This window comes from Microbacterium sp. DMC48 (assembly GCF_056313825.1).
Map to the genome: position 1 here is coordinate 339,782 of NZ_JBQUZN010000003.1, position 18,093 is coordinate 357,874.

Annotated in this window: 18 protein-coding genes and 1 riboswitch; of the genes, 15 read left to right on the plus strand and 3 right to left on the minus strand. The window is 68.7% G+C overall.

Translation table 11 applies throughout. The annotated features are described in order from the left end of the window. Nucleotides 1-63: 63 nt before the first annotated feature. The gene (locus ACT53O_RS01615; protein ID WP_036319636.1) at nucleotides 64-1,188 is read right to left on the minus strand and encodes a BMP family lipoprotein; all 1,125 of its coding nucleotides are present in this window, start codon (nucleotides 1,186-1,188) and stop codon (nucleotides 64-66) included. Between the two features lie 162 nt (nucleotides 1,189-1,350). Then, nucleotides 1,351-2,466 carry a mannose-1-phosphate guanylyltransferase gene (locus tag ACT53O_RS01620; protein ID WP_039412764.1) on the minus strand — a complete coding sequence of 372 codons (1,116 nt, stop codon included), beginning with the start codon at nucleotides 2,464-2,466 and terminating at the stop codon, nucleotides 1,351-1,353. Nucleotides 2,467-2,704: 238 nt separating this feature from the next. Here ACT53O_RS01620 and sdhC point away from each other — a divergent pair, with 238 nt between their 5' ends. From sdhC to trpS, 7 genes are all read left to right on the plus strand, one after another. Then, nucleotides 2,705-3,139, plus strand: coding sequence for a succinate dehydrogenase, cytochrome b556 subunit (gene sdhC / locus ACT53O_RS01625; RefSeq protein WP_005048122.1), 435 nt, complete (start codon nucleotides 2,705-2,707; stop codon nucleotides 3,137-3,139). Beyond that, nucleotides 3,139-3,609: a succinate dehydrogenase hydrophobic membrane anchor subunit gene (locus ACT53O_RS01630; protein ID WP_039412770.1), complete on the plus strand. Its 471-nt coding sequence runs from the start codon at nucleotides 3,139-3,141 to the stop codon at nucleotides 3,607-3,609. The genes sdhC and ACT53O_RS01630 overlap by 1 nt, the downstream gene beginning before the upstream one ends. A 51-nt stretch (nucleotides 3,610-3,660) precedes the next feature. After that, complete coding sequence (gene sdhA, locus ACT53O_RS01635; protein ID WP_112932562.1) at nucleotides 3,661-5,490, plus strand: succinate dehydrogenase flavoprotein subunit; 1,830 nt, start codon at nucleotides 3,661-3,663, stop codon at nucleotides 5,488-5,490. Further along, on the plus strand, nucleotides 5,490-6,263 hold the full coding sequence (locus ACT53O_RS01640; protein ID WP_005048113.1) for a succinate dehydrogenase iron-sulfur subunit: 774 nt from the start codon (nucleotides 5,490-5,492) through the stop codon (nucleotides 6,261-6,263). The genes sdhA and ACT53O_RS01640 overlap by 1 nt, the downstream gene beginning before the upstream one ends. Before the next feature lie 77 nt (nucleotides 6,264-6,340). Further along, nucleotides 6,341-7,528 (plus strand): YihY/virulence factor BrkB family protein, encoded by a 1,188-nt coding sequence (locus ACT53O_RS01645; RefSeq protein ID WP_294980243.1) that lies wholly within the window; start codon nucleotides 6,341-6,343, stop codon nucleotides 7,526-7,528. Nucleotides 7,529-7,577: 49 nt separating this feature from the next. Further along, nucleotides 7,578-8,411, plus strand: a complete 834-nt coding sequence (locus ACT53O_RS01650) for an exodeoxyribonuclease III (protein ID WP_476151103.1) — start codon at nucleotides 7,578-7,580, stop codon at nucleotides 8,409-8,411. Nucleotides 8,412-8,478: 67 nt separating this feature from the next. Next, nucleotides 8,479-9,483 carry a tryptophan--tRNA ligase gene (gene trpS, locus ACT53O_RS01655; RefSeq protein WP_476151105.1) on the plus strand — a complete coding sequence of 335 codons (1,005 nt, stop codon included), beginning with the start codon at nucleotides 8,479-8,481 and terminating at the stop codon, nucleotides 9,481-9,483. Nucleotides 9,484-9,584: 101 nt separating this feature from the next. Here trpS and ACT53O_RS01660 read toward each other — a convergent pair whose 3' ends face one another. Next, complete coding sequence (locus ACT53O_RS01660; RefSeq protein WP_112932559.1) at nucleotides 9,585-10,469, minus strand: type IV toxin-antitoxin system AbiEi family antitoxin domain-containing protein; 885 nt, start codon at nucleotides 10,467-10,469, stop codon at nucleotides 9,585-9,587. Nucleotides 10,470-10,765: 296 nt separating this feature from the next. Between ACT53O_RS01660 and ACT53O_RS01665 the strand changes: the two genes are divergently transcribed. The 8 genes from ACT53O_RS01665 to ACT53O_RS01700 all read left to right on the plus strand — a co-directional run bounded on the left by ACT53O_RS01665 (nucleotide 10,766) and on the right by ACT53O_RS01700 (nucleotide 18,087). Beyond that, nucleotides 10,766-11,329: a GNAT family N-acetyltransferase gene (locus tag ACT53O_RS01665; protein ID WP_039414015.1), complete on the plus strand. Its 564-nt coding sequence runs from the start codon at nucleotides 10,766-10,768 to the stop codon at nucleotides 11,327-11,329. A 39-nt stretch (nucleotides 11,330-11,368) separates the two neighbouring features. Beyond that, nucleotides 11,369-12,232, plus strand: a complete 864-nt coding sequence (locus ACT53O_RS01670; RefSeq protein ID WP_476151107.1) for an Fpg/Nei family DNA glycosylase — start codon at nucleotides 11,369-11,371, stop codon at nucleotides 12,230-12,232. 67 nt (nucleotides 12,233-12,299) lie between these two features. Further along, nucleotides 12,300-12,455: riboswitch (FMN riboswitch) on the plus strand. A gap of 69 nt (nucleotides 12,456-12,524) precedes the next feature. After that, nucleotides 12,525-13,604, plus strand: a complete 1,080-nt coding sequence (gene ribD, locus ACT53O_RS01675; RefSeq protein WP_476151108.1) for a bifunctional diaminohydroxyphosphoribosylaminopyrimidine deaminase/5-amino-6-(5-phosphoribosylamino)uracil reductase RibD — start codon at nucleotides 12,525-12,527, stop codon at nucleotides 13,602-13,604. Further along, nucleotides 13,604-14,257, plus strand: a complete 654-nt coding sequence (locus ACT53O_RS01680; protein WP_295774188.1) for a riboflavin synthase — start codon at nucleotides 13,604-13,606, stop codon at nucleotides 14,255-14,257. The genes ribD and ACT53O_RS01680 overlap by 1 nt, the downstream gene beginning before the upstream one ends. Beyond that, nucleotides 14,254-15,534, plus strand: coding sequence for a GTP cyclohydrolase II (ribA, locus tag ACT53O_RS01685; protein ID WP_476151110.1), 1,281 nt, complete (start codon nucleotides 14,254-14,256; stop codon nucleotides 15,532-15,534). The genes ACT53O_RS01680 and ribA overlap by 4 nt, the downstream gene beginning before the upstream one ends. Then, complete coding sequence (gene ribH, locus ACT53O_RS01690; RefSeq protein ID WP_112932554.1) at nucleotides 15,531-16,004, plus strand: 6,7-dimethyl-8-ribityllumazine synthase; 474 nt, start codon at nucleotides 15,531-15,533, stop codon at nucleotides 16,002-16,004. Before ribA ends, ribH begins: the two co-directional genes overlap by 4 nt. 132 nt (nucleotides 16,005-16,136) lie before the next feature. Further along, nucleotides 16,137-16,487 (plus strand): Fe-S protein, encoded by a 351-nt coding sequence (locus ACT53O_RS01695; protein WP_378793968.1) that lies wholly within the window; start codon nucleotides 16,137-16,139, stop codon nucleotides 16,485-16,487. A gap of 205 nt (nucleotides 16,488-16,692) precedes the next feature. Beyond that, nucleotides 16,693-18,087: an MFS transporter gene (locus ACT53O_RS01700; protein WP_476151113.1), complete on the plus strand. Its 1,395-nt coding sequence runs from the start codon at nucleotides 16,693-16,695 to the stop codon at nucleotides 18,085-18,087. The last annotated feature ends 6 nt before the right edge of the window (nucleotides 18,088-18,093 follow it).

The following is an 18,093-nucleotide window of genomic DNA, read 5'->3' on the forward strand; positions in this document are numbered from 1 at the left end:
GGCACGAGAAGAGAGCGGGGCGCTTCGCCGGCCGGCGAAACGCCCCGCTCTCGTGCTCGTGGATTACTTGGGCGAGCTGGGCGAGGTGACCTTGATCTCGCCGCTGACGATCTTCGCCTGCAGCGCCTTCAGCTCGTCCTGCAGACCGGCCGGCAGCTTGCTCTCGTAGTCGTGGAACGACGAGAGGCCGACGCCGTCGTTCTCCAGCGTGCCGACGTACGGCGTGCCGTCGAACTTGCCCTGCGACGCCTGCGTCACGGCGGTGTACACCGCGGTGTCGATGCGCTTCATGACGGAGACGAGGATCTGGTCGGCGACCGAGGGGTCGGCGACGGCGAGGTCGGAGTCGACACCGAGCATGACGGTGTTCTTGCCGCTGTCCTTGATGGCGGCGCTGGCCGACAGGTAGATCGGGCCACCGACGGGCAGGATCACGTCGACACCCTGGTCGAGGATGCCCTGCGCGGTCTGCTTGGCCGTGTCGTTCGCCTTGAAGTCACCCGTGAACGAGCCCTTCTGCGAAGCCGCGTCCCAGCCGAACGACTGGACGTTCGCGCCCTTGTCGGCGTCGTACTTCTTGACGCCCTCGACGAAGCCGTCCATGAAGATGGTCACCGGCGGGATCTGCATGCCGCCGAAGGTGCCGACCTTGTTCACGCCGGATGCCTGCGACCACGCGGCGGCGGCGTAGCCGCCGAGGTACGCAGCCTGAGCCGTGTCGAAGAGGAGCGGCTTGATGTTCGGAGCGTCGGTCTTGCCGTCCTGGTCGGTGTCGGCGGAGTCGTCGATGATGGCGAAGTTGACATTGGGGTTGGCCTTGGCGGCTTCCACCGTCGCGGCGGAGAGCTTGAAGCCGACCGACACGATGAACGTGCAGCCACCCGACAGCAGTGCGTCCATGTTGGGCTTGTAGTCGTTGTCGGACTTCGACTCCACCTCGAGGGGCTTCACGCCCAGCTCTGCGGCAGCCTTGTCCATGCCGTTCTTGGCCGACTCGTTGAACGACTTGTCGTTGAAGCCGCCGTTGTCCGAGACCAGGCAGGGCTTGAAGCCGTCCACGACGGTGCCGCCGGCAGCGGCCGAGCCGGAGCCTGCGGGGGTCGGGGCCGAGCCACAACCGGCGAGGGCGATGATGAGCCCCGCGGCAGCTGTGATGCCGGCGAGCTTCTTGGTGGTCGAGATGGTCAATGCAGCCTCCACATTGATAGACCCGCGGATTTCGCGGGCGCACGGATCGAAGTTACCTACTGTGACGTGGGATTTGCACGCTGCACACCCGGGTGCGGGCGAAAGGTTACAAAGACGCAATCAAGCCGACACGAACGCGGCATCCTGCCCGGTGGCTCGTGATCAGAGCACGTCGCCGCGGCCGGTGAGCTTCAGCGCGTCGACGACGCCCTTCACACGCTGGGCGTGTTCGCTCGTGGTGACCAGAAGCGCGTCGGGAGTATCCACGACCACGATGTCCTTCACGCCGATCAAGCTGATGACCCTCTTCGTGTGGCTGACGACGATGCCGCTGGCCGCATCGGAGAGGATGCGGGCGTTCTCGCCGAGAATGGCGAGGTCGTTCTTGCGCCCACCGCTGTTGAGCTTGGCGAGACTGGCGAAATCACCGACGTCGTCCCAGTCGAAGTGGCCGGGCACCACGGCCAGGCGCCCCTTCTCGGCGGCCGGCTCGGCCACCACGTAGTCGATCGCGATCTTCGGCAGCTTGGGCCAGATACGGTCGACCGCGGGACCACGGCGATCGCGGTCGTCCCACGCCTCGGCGAGTTCGATGAGTCCCGCGTGCAGTTCAGGGTTGTTGGCCTCGATCTCCGCAAGCAGCACGTCGGCGCGAGAGATGAACATGCCGGCGTTCCAGAGATAGTCGCGGTCGGCGAGGTACTGCTTCGCCGTCTCGAGGTCGGGCTTCTCGACGAAACGCTCGACCAGCGAGGCGTCCCGCGCGCCCTCGACGATGAGCTCGCCGCCGCGTTTGATGTAGCCGAAACCGACCGCGGGCTCGGACGGCGAGATGCCGACGGTGCAGATGTAGCCCTCGCGCGCCACCTCCACCGCATCTCGGACGGCGAACTCGAACACCCGCGTGCCGCGGATCACGTGGTCGGCCGCGAACGATCCGATGATGACGTCGGGCTCGCGGCGGTGCAGGATCGCGGCGGCCAGGCCGATCGCGGCCGCCGAGTCGCGCGGCTCGGATTCGAGGAACACGTTGCGGTCGGGGATGCCGGGAAGCTGCTCTTCCACGGCGGCCCGGTGGGCACGTCCCGTGACGACGGCGATGCGGTCGGGCCCGGACAGCGGTGCGAGGCGGTCCCAGGTGTCGCGCAGGAGGGAGTGCCCCGATCCGGTGAGGTCGTGAAGGAACTTGGGCGCGTCGGCGCGCGACAGCGGCCACAGGCGGCTGCCGACACCCCCGGCGGGAATCACGGCGTAGAAGTCGTCGATCGGATCGGCCATGCCGCCAGGGTACCGGGCCGCACGTGACGGACCGATTTCGTCAAGAAGGCCGTTTCGTTCCGAATCTCTCGATATCGAGAGAACTTAGGCTCGCCTTCGTCGCCCTGCTCTCGAACGCCGACTTAGGATATGACTGCGCCCGTGTGCGACGCCGAGGGTCCAGTGCCGTTGTGAACCCCGGGGCCGATGTCAGCCCCCGCCGTACCGAGGTGTCCGTTCACACCAAGGGAGGACGACCGTGTCTGCACCAGCACGCGTCACACCGTCGGTAGCTCAGACCACGTCCAAGACGCCGCGCGGAACGCTCTACCGCGGCAACGAGGGCATGTGGTCCTGGGTACTGCACCGCATCACCGGCGTCGCCATCTTCTTCTTCCTGCTCGTGCACGTGCTCGACACGGCACTGATCCGCCTCTCCCCCGAGGCGTACGACGCGGTCATCGGCACGTACAAGAACCCGATCATGGGCTTCGGCGAGGTCGCTCTGGTCGCGGCCATCGTCTACCACGCCTTCAACGGCCTGCGCATCATCGCGGTCGACCTGTGGCCGTGGGCGACCCGCCACCAGCGTCAGCTGTGGTGGGGCGTGCTGGGCCTGTGGGTCGTGACCGTGGGCGGATTCGCCGCACGCCACATCCCCATCGTGCTGTCCAACATCGGAGGCGGTCACTGATGTCCACCCTCACCCCGAGCAACGACCAGACCATCCCCGCGCCCCGCGCCCCGCAGGTGCGCAAGAAGGGGGCCAACCTCGAGAAGATCGGCTGGATCTACATGCGCGCCTCCGGCGTGCTGCTGGTCGTGCTGATCTTCGGGCACCTCTTCGTGAACCTGATGCTCGGCGAGGGCATCCACGGCATCGACTTCGCCTTCGTCGCCGGCAAGTTCGCGAGCCCGTTCTGGCAGGTCTGGGACGTGCTGATGCTCTGGCTCGCCCTCATCCACGGCGCGAACGGCATGCGCACGATCGTCAACGACTACGTCGTCGGCGCGACCACCCGCAAGGTGCTCGTGTGGGCCCTGTGGATCGCCGCAGGCTTCCTGATCGTGCTCGGCACCCTCGTCGTCTTCACCTTCGACCCGTGCCTGGGCGTGGAGAACTCAACGACGGACTGGCTCATCCAGATGTGCGCCGCGCGCTGAGCGCGCGCACCACGACGCTCACGACGACGCAGAAGACAAGGCATTCCTGACGTGACTACCCAGCAGCATCCCGAGGCCGTACTCAAGGACGGCGTCTACTACCACGAGTTCGACATCGTCATCGTGGGCGCCGGTGGCGCCGGCATGCGCGCCGCGATCGAGGCGGGTCCGGGCGCCCGCACCGCCGTGATCACGAAGCTCTATCCGACCCGGTCGCACACCGGCGCGGCGCAGGGCGGAATGGCGGCGGCGCTCGCGAACGTCGAAGAGGACTCCTGGGAGTGGCACACCTTCGACACCGTCAAGGGCGGCGACTACCTCGTCGACCAGGATGCCGCCGAGATCCTCGCCCGCGAGGCGATCGACGCCGTCATCGACCTCGAGAACATGGGCCTGCCCTTCAACCGCACCCCGGAGGGCAAGATCGATCAGCGCCGTTTCGGCGGCCACACCGCCGACCACGGCAAGACGCCGGTGCGCCGTGCGTGCTACGCGGCCGACCGCACCGGCCACATGATCCTGCAGACGCTGTTCCAGAACTGCGTGAAGCTCGGCATCAACTTCTTCAACGAGTACTACGCGCTCGATCTGATCACCGTGAAGGACGCCGACGGCAACACGCAGGTCGCCGGTGTCGTCGCCTACGAACTGGCGACGGGCGATCTGCACGTCTTCCACTCCAAGGCGGTCATCTTCGCCACGGGCGGTTTCGGCAAGATCTACAAGACGACCTCCAACGCGCACACCCTCACCGGCGACGGTGTCGGCATCGTCTGGCGCAAGGGTCTGCCCCTCGAGGACATCGAGTTCTTCCAGTTCCACCCGACAGGGCTTGCCGGTCTCGGCATCCTGCTCACCGAGGGCGCCCGCGGTGAGGGAGCGATCCTGCGCAACGCCTCCGGCGAGCGGTTCATGGAACGCTACGCCCCCACCATCAAAGACCTCGCTCCGCGCGACATCGTCGCCCGCTGCATGGTCAAGGAGGTGCTGGAAGGTCGCGGCGCCGGCCCCCATAAGGACTACGTCTACCTCGACTGCACCCACCTGGGCGCCGAGGTCCTGGAGACCAAGCTCCCCGACATCACCGAGTTCGCGCGGACGTACCTCGGCGTCGACCCCGTCACCGAACCGGTGCCGGTGATGCCGACGGCTCACTACGCGATGGGCGGCATCCCGACCAACAACAACGGCGAGGTGCTGCAGAACAACGACACCGTCGTGCCCGGCCTCTACGCCGCCGGTGAGTGCGCGTGCGTCTCGGTGCACGGCGCGAACCGCCTCGGCACCAACTCGCTGCTGGACATCAACGTCTTCGGAAAGCGCAGCGGTCGCAACGCCGTCCAGTACGTGCAGACCGCTGATTTCGTGCCGCTGCCCGAGGACCCCGCCAAGGAGGTCCGCGAGATGCTCGAGGGTCTGCGAAGCAACACCGGCACCGAGCGCGTCGCGGTGCTCCGCAAGACGCTGCAGGAGGAGATGGACGCCAACGCCCAGGTCTTCCGCACCGAGGAGACCCTGACCAACGTCATGGGCACCATCCACGACCTGCGCCAGCGCTTCAAGAACGTGCACATCGACGACAAGGGCAAGCGCTTCAACACCGATCTGCTCGAGGCCGTCGAGCTCGGCTTCCTTCTCGACCTTGCCGAGATCGTCGCGTACGCCGCCCGCAACCGTCGCGAGAGCCGCGGCGGACACATGCGCGAGGACTACCCCGACCGCAACGACGAGCAGTACATGCAGCACACGATGGCCTACCTCACCGGCGACCCGCACTCGCCCGACCCCGAGGATCACATCAAGCTGGACTGGAAGCCCGTCGTGTTCACCAAGAACGACAAGGGCGAATTCAACTACCCACCGATGGAGAGGAAGTACTGATGTCGACCGCCATCGTCGAGCAGGACGTCGTCGCCGAGACGACCGGTGAAGCCCCGATCCAGTCGTACCTCGTCACCTTCATCATCCGCCGTTTCGACCCGGAGACCGACAGCGAGCCGCGCTGGGTCGACTACGACGTCGAGATGTACCCCACCGATCGCGTGCTGGACGCCCTGCACAAGATCAAGTGGGAGGTCGACGGCTCCCTGACCTTCCGTCGGTCGTGCGCCCATGGCATCTGCGGCTCCGACGCGATGCGCATCAACGGCCGCAACCGCCTGGCCTGCAAGACGCTGATCAAGGACCTCGACATCTCGAAGCCGATCTACGTCGAGGCGATCAAGGGTCTGCCGCTGGAGAAGGACCTCGTCGTCGACATGGAGCCGTTCTTCGCGTCGTACCGCGAGGTGCAGCCGTTCCTCATCGCCAACAGCAAGCCCGAGGCCGGCAAGGAGCGCATCCAGTCGATCGTCGACCGCGAGATCTTCGACGACACCACCAAGTGCATCCTGTGCGCCGCGTGCACCTCGTCGTGCCCGGTGTTCTGGACCGACGGCCAGTACTTCGGCCCCGCCGCGATCGTCAACGCGCACCGGTTCATCTTCGACTCGCGCGATGACGCGGCGACCACGCGCCTGGACATCCTCAACGACAAGGAAGGCGTGTGGCGCTGCCGCACGACCTTCAACTGCACCGAGGCATGCCCCCGCGGCATCGAGGTCACCAAGGCGATCGCCGAGGTCAAGCAGGCCGTCATGCGCGGCGGTCGCTGAGTCCGCCGACCACCGACCAGCAGAGCGGATGCCGGGACCGTAACGGCCCCGGCATCCGCTCTCGCTACGCTGATCTGGTGACGGATTCGTCGGAACGCGCGGATGCCGCGTGGCGTGCGCGCTGGGAGCAGTCGCCCCTGCGGGAGCGCCTGGACGAGCCGATCGAGCGCGCGACGGAGATCACGCGCAAGACGCTCGGGTGGTTCCCGATCCGCGTATGGCGTCATTTCCTGCGCGCCAACGGGTTCCTGCTCGCCGCGGCGATCAGCTACCAGTCCCTGTTCGCGATCTTCGCCGTGATCTACTTCGGCTTCGCGATCGTCGGCATCTGGCTCGGGGGCAGCGCTCAGGCCATCGCCGGACTCATCCATATCCTCAACCTCTACATCCCGGGCCTCATCGGGCGCGAGGATGGCCAGGGGCTGGTGAGCGAAGCCGACGTCGCCCAGATCGCGCAGGAGTCGGCGAGTGTGCTCGCTGTCACGGGTGCCGTGGCGTTCATCGCCGCGCTGTGGACGGCGATCGGCTTCGTCACGTTCACCCGGCGCGCCGTGCGCGACATCTTCGGGTTGCCGTTCGACACCCGCAGTTACGTGTTGTTGAAGGCCAGGGACTTCTTCGCGGCCGCCCTGTTCGGACTGGCGCTGGTGATCGGCGCAATCCTCGCCAGCGTCGCTGCGGGTGCGATCGAGCTGCTGTTCCAGCTGTTCCAGTGGCCCGGCTATTCGAACTGGGTGTGGGTGACGGGCCGCATCGCCTCGGGGGCGGTCGCCTTCGCGATCAACACCGCTGCCATCGGGGCGCTGATCCGCTTCCTCACCGGAACCTCGTTACGGTGGCGGCTGATCCTCCCCGGCGCCGCACTCGGCGGCGCCGCGATGGTGGTCCTCCAGTACGGGGCTGGAATCCTCCTCTCCTACTCCCCCTCCAACCCGCTGCTGGCGACCTTCTCGGTCTTCGTCGGATTCCTGCTCTGGTTCCGTTTGGTCGGCATCGTGATCCTCGTCGCGGCGTCATGGGTCGCCCTCACGGCGCAGGACGCGGACGTGCCCATCGAGCAGTTGTCGGCGGACGAGCAGCGGCGTCGCGAGCACGCCGCATTGCTGATCGCCGCGCGGGTACGCGTGCGCGACGCCCACCTCGCGCGCGCCGACGCACCCTGGTGGCGGCGTTGGCACGAGACGCGTGAGCTCCGGCGCGCCGAAGACGACCTCGCGCGGGTCGAGGCCGACGCTCCCCCGCCCCCGCGCGGCCTCCTCGGCTGAGGGCCGCGGACCCGCGTCGCGTGTCGGCGGCGCTCGTTAGGGTTGACGGGTGCCCCGAAACCTGCGCGTCGCCTCCGTCAACGTCAACGGCATCCGTGCCGCCGCCCGGAAGGGCATGCTCCCGTGGCTTGAGACGGCCGACGTCGACGTGCTGACTCTGCAGGAGGTGCGCGGCGAGGCGACGCACCTCGCCGACGCTCTGCCCGGGTGGCACATCGTCAACGACGAAGCGCTGGCGAAGGGTCGCGCCGGTGTCGCGATCGCGGCTCGCGAGCCGATCGACATCTGGCGCATCGAACTCGGCGACGACACCCTCGATTCCCGCGGACGTTGGGTCGAAGCCGACATCGACGTCGCCGGCGAGACGGTGACGATCGTCAGCGCGTATGTCCACACCGGCGAAGCCGACACCGAGAAGCAGGTGGCCAAATACGCGTTCCTCGACGCGATGGAATCCCGGATGCCGAAGCTCGGCGAGTTCGCCCTCATCACGGGCGACCTCAACGTGGGTCACCGCGAACTCGACATCCGCAATTGGCGGGGCAACGTCAAGAAGGCGGGCTTCCTGCCCCGCGAGCGCGCGTACTTCGACCGCTTCACGGGCCCCGAAGGCGAACAGGTCGTCGGCACGGACGGCACCACCGGCACGGGGCTCGGCTGGGTCGACGTGGGACGCCGGTGGGCGGGCGAGGTCGACGGCCCCTACTCGTGGTGGTCGAACCGCGGCAAGGCGTTCGACACCGACACCGGTTGGCGGATCGACTACCACCTCGCCTCTCCGGCGTTGGCCGCGCGCGTCGTCGACTATCGCGTCGTGCGCGCACCCTCGTGGGACACACGGTGGAGCGATCACGCGCCCGTGGTGGCCGACTACACGTTCTGAGCTGTCCGGCGGAGCCGTCGCGCCGGCGGACGGCAGGGCACCGGCATCCGTTCTCTAGACTTGGACAATGACCAGGCCCCGCCTCTACTCCGGAATGCAGCCCTCCGCCGACTCTCTCCAGATCGGCAACTACATCGGGGCCCTGCTGCAGTGGCGTGACCTGCAGGAGGAGTACGAGGCCTTCTTCTCCGTCGTGGATCTGCACGCTCTGACCCAGCCGAACGATCCGGCGGAGCTGCGGGAGAAGACCCGCCGGACGGCGGCGCAGTACATCGCCGCCGGCATCGAACCGTCGAAGTCGACGCTGTACGTGCAGTCGCACGTGCGCGCCCACGCCGAGCTCGCCTGGGTGCTCTCGACCATCACCGGATTCGGTGAGGCGAACCGCATGACGCAGTTCAAGGACAAGTCCGCGCGGTACGGCGCCGACCAGACGAACGTCGGTCTGTTCACGTACCCGGTGCTGATGGCCGCTGACATCCTGCTCTATCAGACCGACATCGTCCCGGTCGGCGACGATCAGAAGCAGCACGTCGAACTCACCCGCGACCTCGCAGAGCGCTTCAACTCCCGCTACGGCCAGACCTTCCGCATGCCCATGCCGGTGATCCAGCAGGAAACGGCCCGCATCTACGACCTGCAGAACCCCACCGCCAAGATGAGCAAGTCGGCCGAGTCGGATGCCGGCGTGCTGTGGATGCTGGATGACCCCGCCGTGTCGGCGAGGAAGATCATGCGCGCCGTCACCGACAGCGAGGGCGTGGTCCGCTACGACAAGGAGAACAAGCCCGGAGTGTCCAACCTGCTGGTGATCTACGCGGCCCTGACGGGCCGTCAGATCCCCTCGATCGAGGACGAATACGCGGGCCGCGGCTACGGTGACTTCAAGAAGGGGCTCGCGGAGGTGGTCGTGAACGAGTTCGGGCCGGTCCGTGCCCGGGCGCTCGACCTGCTGTCCGACCCGGCCGAGCTCGACCGGGTGCTCGCCGCCAACGCCGACCGCGCCGCCGAGGTCGCCGATGCGACCCTCGCCGACGTGTACGCGAAGGTCGGGCTGCTCCGCCGCGGCTGATCCCTCGAGGGCGCCGCTGCCGCGCGCGCCGGCCGCGCACAACTCCGCCTCACCGCGGCATCCCGCCCCGGAATGCCACCCGGCGACAAGCTCAGGCGGAGTTACGCACGTCGCGAGCGCGCCGGGCGAGGCCGGGCAACGGCGTGTGCTCGGAGAAGGGCTCGGATCGCGGCCTGCACGTCTTGCGGGCGCAAGAAGACCTGAGCGGCCGTGACCCGCAGCACGACGCAGCCCTGGGCAGCCAGCGCGAGGTCCCGGTCGCGGTCCTTGACCTGCTGCCTCCAGTCCGAATGGAACTGCCGGCTGTCGCACTCGATGACCAGCCATCCCTCGACCAGCAGGTCGACCCAGCCGACGCCGGGGAAGAACACCTGCGGCTCCGCGTGCGCCCCCGTCGCGCGCACCATCAGGCGCACGAGGGTCTCCGATCCGGCCTGCGACCGACCGTCGACCAGCGGCCTCAGCGCGCCGTACTTCCGCGGCAGCACATCGAAGATCCGGTCGAGATCGGAGCGCACGATCGCGCCGCGGTTCAGTGCACTGTCGAGGGTCGCGATAGCGTGCCGGGGAGGCTGACAGAGCACGGAGTGCGCGAGAGCATCGAGCAGGCCCACACGCACCGAATTCGCCCGATCCGGCTGCATCAGCGGGAGCCAGTGCAGCGTCAGCCGGTCTCGCCGATGCCGAGGTGAAATCGGCGTACGAACCCCTTCGGCGCCGCGCAGTCTGCTCGACCCGCGCTGAAGATGCACGTGGAGGGCATCGTTGGCGAACACGAACACCCCCTCGGCGGCGAGCAGACTGAGACAGGTCAACCGGCCCCCGACGCGCACGGCCGCGACGATCGACCGGGGTGCGTCAGCCACCAGGTAGTGGTCGCGGCGGGCGCGGATGATCGCGCCCGCGCGTACGGCGTCGGTGATCTGGCGACGGCTCATGCCCGCCTGTCGTAGTTCTCGGGAACTCACGCATTCAACCTGGTCCACGACGACGATGCTCGACCGGCGCCGGGATGCAGGGACGGCGTGTCAGTCGATCTGCGGACAGAACGCTCGGATGCTGCGCTGGGGAGGGGTTCGCGGATGTCGTGCACAACTCCGCCTGAAGAGGTTGCGGTTGTCGCGAAACGAGGCGGCGGCACCGTTCAGGCGGAGTTATGCACCGTCGGGACGGGACGGGACGGGACGGGACGGGACGGGACGGGTCGGGAAGGCGGGCGGGTCGGGCAGGCGGACGGGTCGGGCAGGCGGGCGGGTGGGGCGGGCGGGGATAGGCTCGCGGCATGCAACCGGTGACACTGCGGACGACGCGACTGGAACTCTCGCTGCCGACCGAGAACGATGTCGACGCGATCTACGCCGCCTGCCAGGACGAGCTGATCCAGCGCTTCACGACGGTGCCGTCGCCGTACGAGCGCGCGCACGCTGAGGGGTTCGTCGACAAAGTCGCGGGCTGGTGGGATGCCGAGACGGAGGCGACCTGGGCGCTGCGCCACGACGGCATGCTCGCCGGCATGATGGGCCTGCATCGCCTCGGCCAGGGATCCGGCGAACTGGGCTACTGGATGACGCCCGCCGCGCGCGGTCGGGGACTGGTCGTGGAGGCGGCGCAGAGGGTGATCGACTGGGGCTTTTCTCCGGACGGGCTGGGATTGCAACGGATCGAGTGGCGCGCCGTGGTCGACAATCCCGCATCGCACCGCGTCGCGCAGCGACTCGGATTCCGCTACGAGGGCCGGGTACGCTCCGCTCTCGTCAACGGAGCCGGCGTGCGCGCCGACGGCCTCATCGCGGGCTTGCTCGCCGACGATGAGCGCGCCCCACAGGTGTGGCCCGCCGCCGGCTGACCCTGACGCGGTGTCGGGGCGCAGTGGCAGGATGAGGCCATGCCCGAGATGCCGGAGGTGCAAGGTCTCGTCGACTTCCTCGCCGAGCGCGCGACGGGACGCACCATCACGAAGGTGACGGTCGCCAACATCGCGGCGCTCAAGACCTACGACCCGCCCATCGACGGTCTCGTCGGGGGCCGCATCAGTGAAGCCCGGCGCCACGGCAAGTTCGTCGACCTGGCGACGGATGCCGGCATCCATCTCATCTTCCATCTCGCCAAGGCCGGTTGGCTGCGCTGGTACGAGACGGTTCCCGACACGGTGATCCGACCGGGCAAGACGCCGATCGCGCTGCGCGTACGCCTCGACGACGGCGCCGGATTCGACCTGACCGAGGCCGGCACCAAGAAGTCGCTCGCCGTGTACGCCGCTCGCGCTGCGCAGGATGTGCCGGGCATCGCACGACTGGGTCCCGATCCGCTCTCGGCTGACTTCACGCGCGACGCTCTCGCCGCCCTGCTGGCCGGGCGCCGCACGCAGATCAAGGGGCTGCTGCGCGACCAGGCGATCATCGCGGGCATCGGTAACGCCTACTCCGACGAGATCCTGCACGCGGCGCGGATGTCACCGTATGCGCTCGCGGCGAGCCTGACCGATGCCGATGTCGACGGCCTCTACGCCGCGATGCGCACGACACTGACGGATGCCGTCGCATCGGCGTCCGGCAGGCCCCCGGCAGATCTGAAAGATGCGAAACGTCGCGGAATGTCGGTGCACGGGCGGCGGGGTGAGGCCTGCCCGGTGTGCGGCGACGAGGTACGCAGCGTCTTCTTCGCGGACAACTCGCTGGAGTACTGTCCGACCTGCCAGACCGGCGGAAAGCTGCTCGCCGACCGGCGACTGTCGCGACTGCTGAAATAGGGTAGCGCGCTCTGCACCGACACGGAATGAAATCCTCTGCAGGGCGTTGACTAGGATCAAGTGCAAGATACGTGCTCCGGGGTCGGTGTGAATCCGAACCGGCGGTGACAGTCCGCGAGCCCCTCCCAGGAGGGGTTGATCCGGTGGAATTCCGGGACCGACGGTGATGCGTGACGGTTCGACGAGAACCCGATCGCTAGTCCGGATGGGAGGCAGCACGGATGCCGTCGCGCACGCCGCGGCGGGATCTGCGGTGTCGGCCGTGCCCCGGAGCCTCACAGAAGGACGACGGATGGCCGCGACAGACCGCGACGACACGGCGATCGACCGTGCGATGCAGCGCGCCCTGGAGATCGCTCGCCGGGGCCCGCGCGGCGTGAATCCGCAGGTCGGCGCCGTGCTGCTCTCCCCCGACGGCGACGTGCTCGCCGAGGGGTGGCATCGGGGCGCCGGCACGGCCCATGCGGAGGTCGACGCGCTGACGAACCTCGCCGCCGCGGCGGGGCCGGATGCCGCGCGCGGCGCGACCGCCGTCGTCACCCTCGAGCCGTGCAACCACACGGGCCGCACCGGACCCTGCAGTGAAGCGCTGATCGCCGCCGGCGTCGCCCGCGTCGTGTTCGCCGTCACCGACCCCGGGGAGGCGTCGTCGGGCGGCGCCGCGCGTCTGCGAGAGGCCGGGGTCGATGTGATCGGCGGCTGGCGCGCAGACGAGGGCACCGCCCTGCTGGCGTCCTGGCTGGAGGTGCAGCGCCTCGGCCGCCCGCACGTCACCGTGAAGTGGGCGCAGTCACTCGACGGCCGCGGTGCCGCCGCCGACGGCACCAGTCAGTGGATCACGGGCCCCGAAGCCCGCGCCGACGTCCACCGCCGTCGTAGCCTCGCCGACGCCATCGTGGTCGGCACCGGCACGCTGCTCGCCGATGATCCGGCCCTCACCGCACGCCGTGCCGACGGCTCGCTCTACGACGACCAGCCGCGCCCCGTGGTCGTGGGAACTCGCGCCGTGCCGCAGGAGGCCGCCGTGCGGCGGCATCCGCGCCCCTTCATGCAGGACGAGGGCGACGACCTCCCCGATCTCCTCGAGCGCCTGGGCGAACTGGGCGCCCACCGTGTCTTCGTCGAGGGCGGTCCGGCACTGGCCTCGTCGTTCCTGCGCGAAGGACTGGCCGACGAGGTGCTCGTCTACGTCGCCCCGACCCTGATCGGTGGCCCGCGTCTCGCTCTCGGCGACATCGGCGTGACCTCGATCGGCGAGCAGCGGCGCCTGCACGCGGCATCCGTCGAACACCTCGGCGACGATCTGCTCGTCGTCGGGTGGTTCGACGACGCGACATCCTCCCCCACCTCCCCCACGAAGGAAGAGAACTGATGTTCACCGGAATCATCGAAGAGCGCGGCGAGATCGTCGCCGTCGAGCCGTCGGGCGACGGTGTGCGGATGACCGTCCGTGCACCGCTGGCCGTCTCCGACGCTCACCACGGAGACTCGATCTCGGTCAGCGGCGTCTGCTTGACCGTCGTCGACCAGGGCGAGGACTGGTTCACCGCCGACGTGATGCGCCAGAGCCTGGACATGGCGACCCTGGGCGCGTTCGGTCCCGGCACCCGCGTGAACCTCGAGCGCGCCATGGCTGCGCACGGCCGCCTGGGCGGACACATCGTTCAGGGACACGTCGACGGGACCGGCACGGTGCGGGAGGTTCGCCCCGGAGCGCAGTGGCGGGTCATCCGCATCTCACTGCCCGCGGACCTCGCTCCGCTCGTCGTCGACAAGGGATCGATCGCCGTCGACGGGGTCTCTCTCACGGTTTCGAATGCGTCGGATGCCGCCGCCTCCGATGCCTGGTTCGAGGTGTCGCTGATTCCCGAGACCCTGGAGGCGACGACCCTCGGCGACCGCGTCGCCGGCGACCGGGTCAACCTCGAGACCGACATCCTCGCGCGTCACGTGCAGCGCCTGCTCGCCTTCGCTCCCCCTGTGTCCGATTCCACCGACTCCCTCACCGAAGGAGGCTCACGATGAGCCTTGCCACCATCCCCGAGGCCCTCGAGGCGCTGCGCGCCGGACGGCCCGTCATCGTCGCCGACGACGAGAGCCGCGAGAACGAAGGCGACATCATCCTGTCGGCTCAGCTCGCCACGCCCGAATGGCTCGCCTGGACGATCCGCTGGTCCAGCGGCTTCATCTGCGCGCCCATGCCCGCCGAGTGGGCCGACCGCCTCGACCTGCCGCCGATGGTGGCGGTGAACGAGGACGCTCGCGGCACCGCCTACACCGTGAGCGTGGACGCCGCCGACCGCGTCTCGACCGGCATCAGCGCGACCGACCGCTCGCACACGCTCAACGTGCTCGCCGACCCGGCATCCGTTCCGTCGTCGGTGATCCGACCGGGTCACATCCTGCCGTTGCGCGCCGTGGACGGCGGAGTGCGCGAGCGTGCGGGTCACACGGAGGCCGGTGTGGAGCTCATGCGCCTCGCGGGCCTGCAGCCGGTCGCCGCGATCGGCGAGGTCGTCGCCGAGGACGGATCGATGATGCGCCTGCCGGGCCTGGAAGAGCTCGGCGCGCGCGAGGGCGTTCCGGTGATCACGATCGAGCAGCTCATCGCCTACCTCGACGAGATCGAGCCGACGGGAGCTCCGGCGAGTGTCGCGGCGGCGCAGAAGCGCCGCGTGAGCCTGCGCGCCGAAGCGACCGTGCCCACGTCCCACGGCACGTTCCGCTTCCTCGCGTACAAGGACCGGGTGACCGGCACCGATCACATCGCGGTCGTCTCGGGTGACATCACCGAGGACGCGCCGCTCGTGCGGGTGCACTCCGAGTGCCTCACCGGAGAAGCGTTCGGCTCGCAGAAGTGCGAGTGCGGCCCGCAGCTGGATGCCGCTCTGGACCGTATCGACAAGGACGGCGGGGTCGTCATCTACATGCGCGGTCACGAGGGCCGCGGCATCGGCCTCATCAACAAGCTGCGCGCCTACAGCCTGCAGGAGCGGGGTCTGGACACCGTCGACGCGAACCTCGCCCTGGGCCTGCCCGCCGATGCCCGCGACTATGCGGCGGCCGGCGGCATCCTGGCCGATCTCGGCGTCGATCGCATCCGCCTGCTGACCAACAACTCCGACAAGGTCAAGCAACTGCGCGAGCTCGGACTCGATATCGTCGAGCAGGTGCCGCTGCTGGTCGGCGTCGGCGCCAACAACCACCAATATCTGGCGACCAAGCGCGATCGCATGGGCCACATCATCACCGCCGAAGAGCTCGATGCGGCTCTCGCGCACAGCACGGAGGAGCACGCATGAGCGGCCACGGAGCCCCTGAAACCGCCCCGATCGACGCCACCGGACTGCGCGTCGTCGTCATCGCCGGTCTGTGGCACGACGTCATCACCGACGGCCTGATCGCCGGTGCGGAGCGGGTGCTCTCGGCATCCGGCGCCGAGTGGAGCCTGGAGCGCGTACCCGGCTCGTTCGAGCTGCCCGTCGCGGCGAAGGCGGCTCTGGATGCCGGGGCGGATGCCGTCGTCGCGCTCGGTGTGATCATCCGCGGCGGCACGCCGCACTTCGACTTCGTCTCGTCTGCCGCCACGGACGGCCTCACTCGGGTCGCCCTCGACACCGGCAAGCCGGTCGGCTTCGGGGTGCTGACCCTGGACGACGAGCAGCAGGGCATCGACCGGGCGGGCCTGCCCGGTTCGAAGGAGGACAAGGGTGCAGAAGCCGCGGATGCCGCGCTGCGCACCGCGCTGCTCCTCCAGCGCCTTCGCGGCTGACAGCTCCCCCAGCGCCGGCGGCGTTTCGACTCGCTGCGCGCGCTCAACGACCGGGCGGGGACGTCGCTTCCGGTCGCTGCGTGCGCGCGGGGGCGGCGCGCGGAATCGGCGACTATCAGTTAGGCTGAAGGCATGGAGATCCTGCGTCACGTCGTCGTCCTCGTCCACCTCACCGGATTCGCCATCCTCTTCGGCGCCTGGGTCGTCGAGGCGGTGGGCCAGCGCCGCGTCACCCGACTCATGACGTGGGGCATGCTGATCGCGGCCGTCGCCGGCCTCGCTCTGGCCGCCCCGTGGGGCATCGACTACCCGCTGAACTACACCAAGCTCGGCGTCAAGCTCGTCGTGCTGCTCGCGATCGGCGCGCTCCTCGGGATCGGCACCGCGCGCCAGCGCAAGACGGGCGCGGTGCCGCCCGTGATGTTCTGGCTGGTCGGCATCCTGACCATCCTCAACGCCGCCCTCGCCGTGCTCTGGCGCTGACCCCGCGTCTCCACGCGGAGATTTCCCGGCGCACGGCCGAGACGCCCCACGCGGCGTAGACTCGATAGCCGTGCGCCGGGAACCTGCCGGCGCCCCGGTGACCTCATTGTCGCGGCGCCCGCTGCACACACCCCTGCCCCGGACGTCCACCACCGGTGCGTCCCACGAGGACCTGCGATCTCTCATCGATAGGTAGCCTCTGCGCATGTCCACCGCCACCGCGGCCCCCGCCGCACCCGTCAACTCCCGCGCTCGCGTGATCACTGCGAGCCTGGTCGGAACGACGATCGAGTTCTACGACTTCTACGTCTACGCGACCGCCGCCGTGCTCGTCTTCCCCGCCCTCTTCTTCCCGACCGGCAACGAGACCACCGCCCTCCTGTCGTCGTTCGCGGTCTTCGGGGCAGCGATGATCGCGCGCCCCATCGGCGCGGTGGTCTTCGGACACTTCGGCGACCGCTTCGGTCGGAAGGCCACGCTCGTGGCATCGCTGCTCACGATGGGTATCGCGACCTTCCTGATCGGGTGTCTGCCGACGTTCGCCGGAATCGGCTGGTGGGCAGCGCTCCTGCTGCTGATCCTCCGCCTCTTCCAGGGCTTCGCCCTCGGCGGCGAGTGGTCGGGCGCCGCGCTCGTGGCCACCGAGAACGCCCCGAAGGGCAAGCGCGCCTGGTACGGCACCTTTCCCCAGCTGGGCGCTCCGATCGGCTTCATCATCGCCAACGCGCTCTTCCTCGTGATCAACTTCGCCCTGCCGCACCCCGACGGCCCGACCCAGCGCTCCGAAGCCTTCCTCGCCTGGGGCTGGCGTGTGCCCTTCCTCTTCTCGGCCGTCATGGTGATCATCGGCCTCTGGGTGCGCCTGAAGCTCGTCGAGTCCGAGACCTTCACGGCCGCCGAGAAGAAGGGCGCCATCCGCCGCTTCCCCCTGGGCGAGGTCGTCCGCGGACACTGGAAGAACCTGATCCTCGGCACGTTCATCATGCTGGCCACGTATGTGCTCTTCTACCTGATGACGAGCTTCACCCTCGCCTACGGCACGAAGGCGACCGATGCGCCGGTCGCCGGCCTCGGATTCGGCTACACCGACTTCGTGATCATGCAGATCATCGGCGTGGTGTTCTTCGGAGTCTTCACGCTGCTGTCGGGTCCCATCGCCGACGCGGTCGGCCGGCGGAAGCTGCTCATCTGGGTCACGGCGTTGATCGGTGTGCTCGGCCTCACGTTCAACGTGTTCCTGCTGCCCGCCGTCGATCCGAAGTTCACGGGCGCACTGGTGCAGGCCTTCCTCGTCTTCGGCTTCATGCTGATGGGAGCCACCTTCGGCCCCATGGGCGCCGTGCTGCCGGAGCTCTTCCCGACCAACGTCCGCTACACGGGTTCGGCGATCGCCTACAACGTCTCGTCGATCCTGGGCGCCGCTGTCGCACCGTCGATCGCCCTGGGACTCTGGGCCGCCGCCGGCGGCGAGCCGTGGCTCGTGGGCGTCTACCTGTCGGGCTCCGCCGTGCTCACCCTCATCGCACTGATCCTCTCCCGCGAGACCAAGGACGTCGACTACGAGACGAACATCGGCCTCGGCGAGACCGGCTCGCTCTGACGAGCG

What these genes read in the sequence shown, in the direction of transcription:
- ribA (WP_476151110.1), top strand. Translation starts at nt 14,254, where the DNA reads ATGAGCCTTGCCACCATCCCCGAGGCCCTCGAGGCGCTGCGCGCCGGA.
- ACT53O_RS01695 (WP_378793968.1), top strand. Translation starts at nt 16,137, where the DNA reads ATGGAGATCCTGCGTCACGTCGTCGTCCTCGTCCACCTCACCGGATTC.
- ACT53O_RS01665 (WP_039414015.1), top strand. Translation starts at nt 10,766, where the DNA reads ATGCAACCGGTGACACTGCGGACGACGCGACTGGAACTCTCGCTGCCG.
- ACT53O_RS01670 (WP_476151107.1), top strand. Translation starts at nt 11,369, where the DNA reads ATGCCCGAGATGCCGGAGGTGCAAGGTCTCGTCGACTTCCTCGCCGAG.
- ACT53O_RS01620 (WP_039412764.1), bottom strand. Translation starts at nt 2,466, where the DNA reads ATGGCCGATCCGATCGACGACTTCTACGCCGTGATTCCCGCCGGGGGT.
- ACT53O_RS01640 (WP_005048113.1), top strand. Translation starts at nt 5,490, where the DNA reads ATGTCGACCGCCATCGTCGAGCAGGACGTCGTCGCCGAGACGACCGGT.
- ribD (WP_476151108.1), top strand. Translation starts at nt 12,525, where the DNA reads ATGGCCGCGACAGACCGCGACGACACGGCGATCGACCGTGCGATGCAG.
- ACT53O_RS01630 (WP_039412770.1), top strand. Translation starts at nt 3,139, where the DNA reads ATGTCCACCCTCACCCCGAGCAACGACCAGACCATCCCCGCGCCCCGC.
- ribH (WP_112932554.1), top strand. Translation starts at nt 15,531, where the DNA reads ATGAGCGGCCACGGAGCCCCTGAAACCGCCCCGATCGACGCCACCGGA.
- trpS (WP_476151105.1), top strand. Translation starts at nt 8,479, where the DNA reads ATGACCAGGCCCCGCCTCTACTCCGGAATGCAGCCCTCCGCCGACTCT.
- ACT53O_RS01680 (WP_295774188.1), top strand. Translation starts at nt 13,604, where the DNA reads ATGTTCACCGGAATCATCGAAGAGCGCGGCGAGATCGTCGCCGTCGAG.
- ACT53O_RS01700 (WP_476151113.1), top strand. Translation starts at nt 16,693, where the DNA reads ATGTCCACCGCCACCGCGGCCCCCGCCGCACCCGTCAACTCCCGCGCT.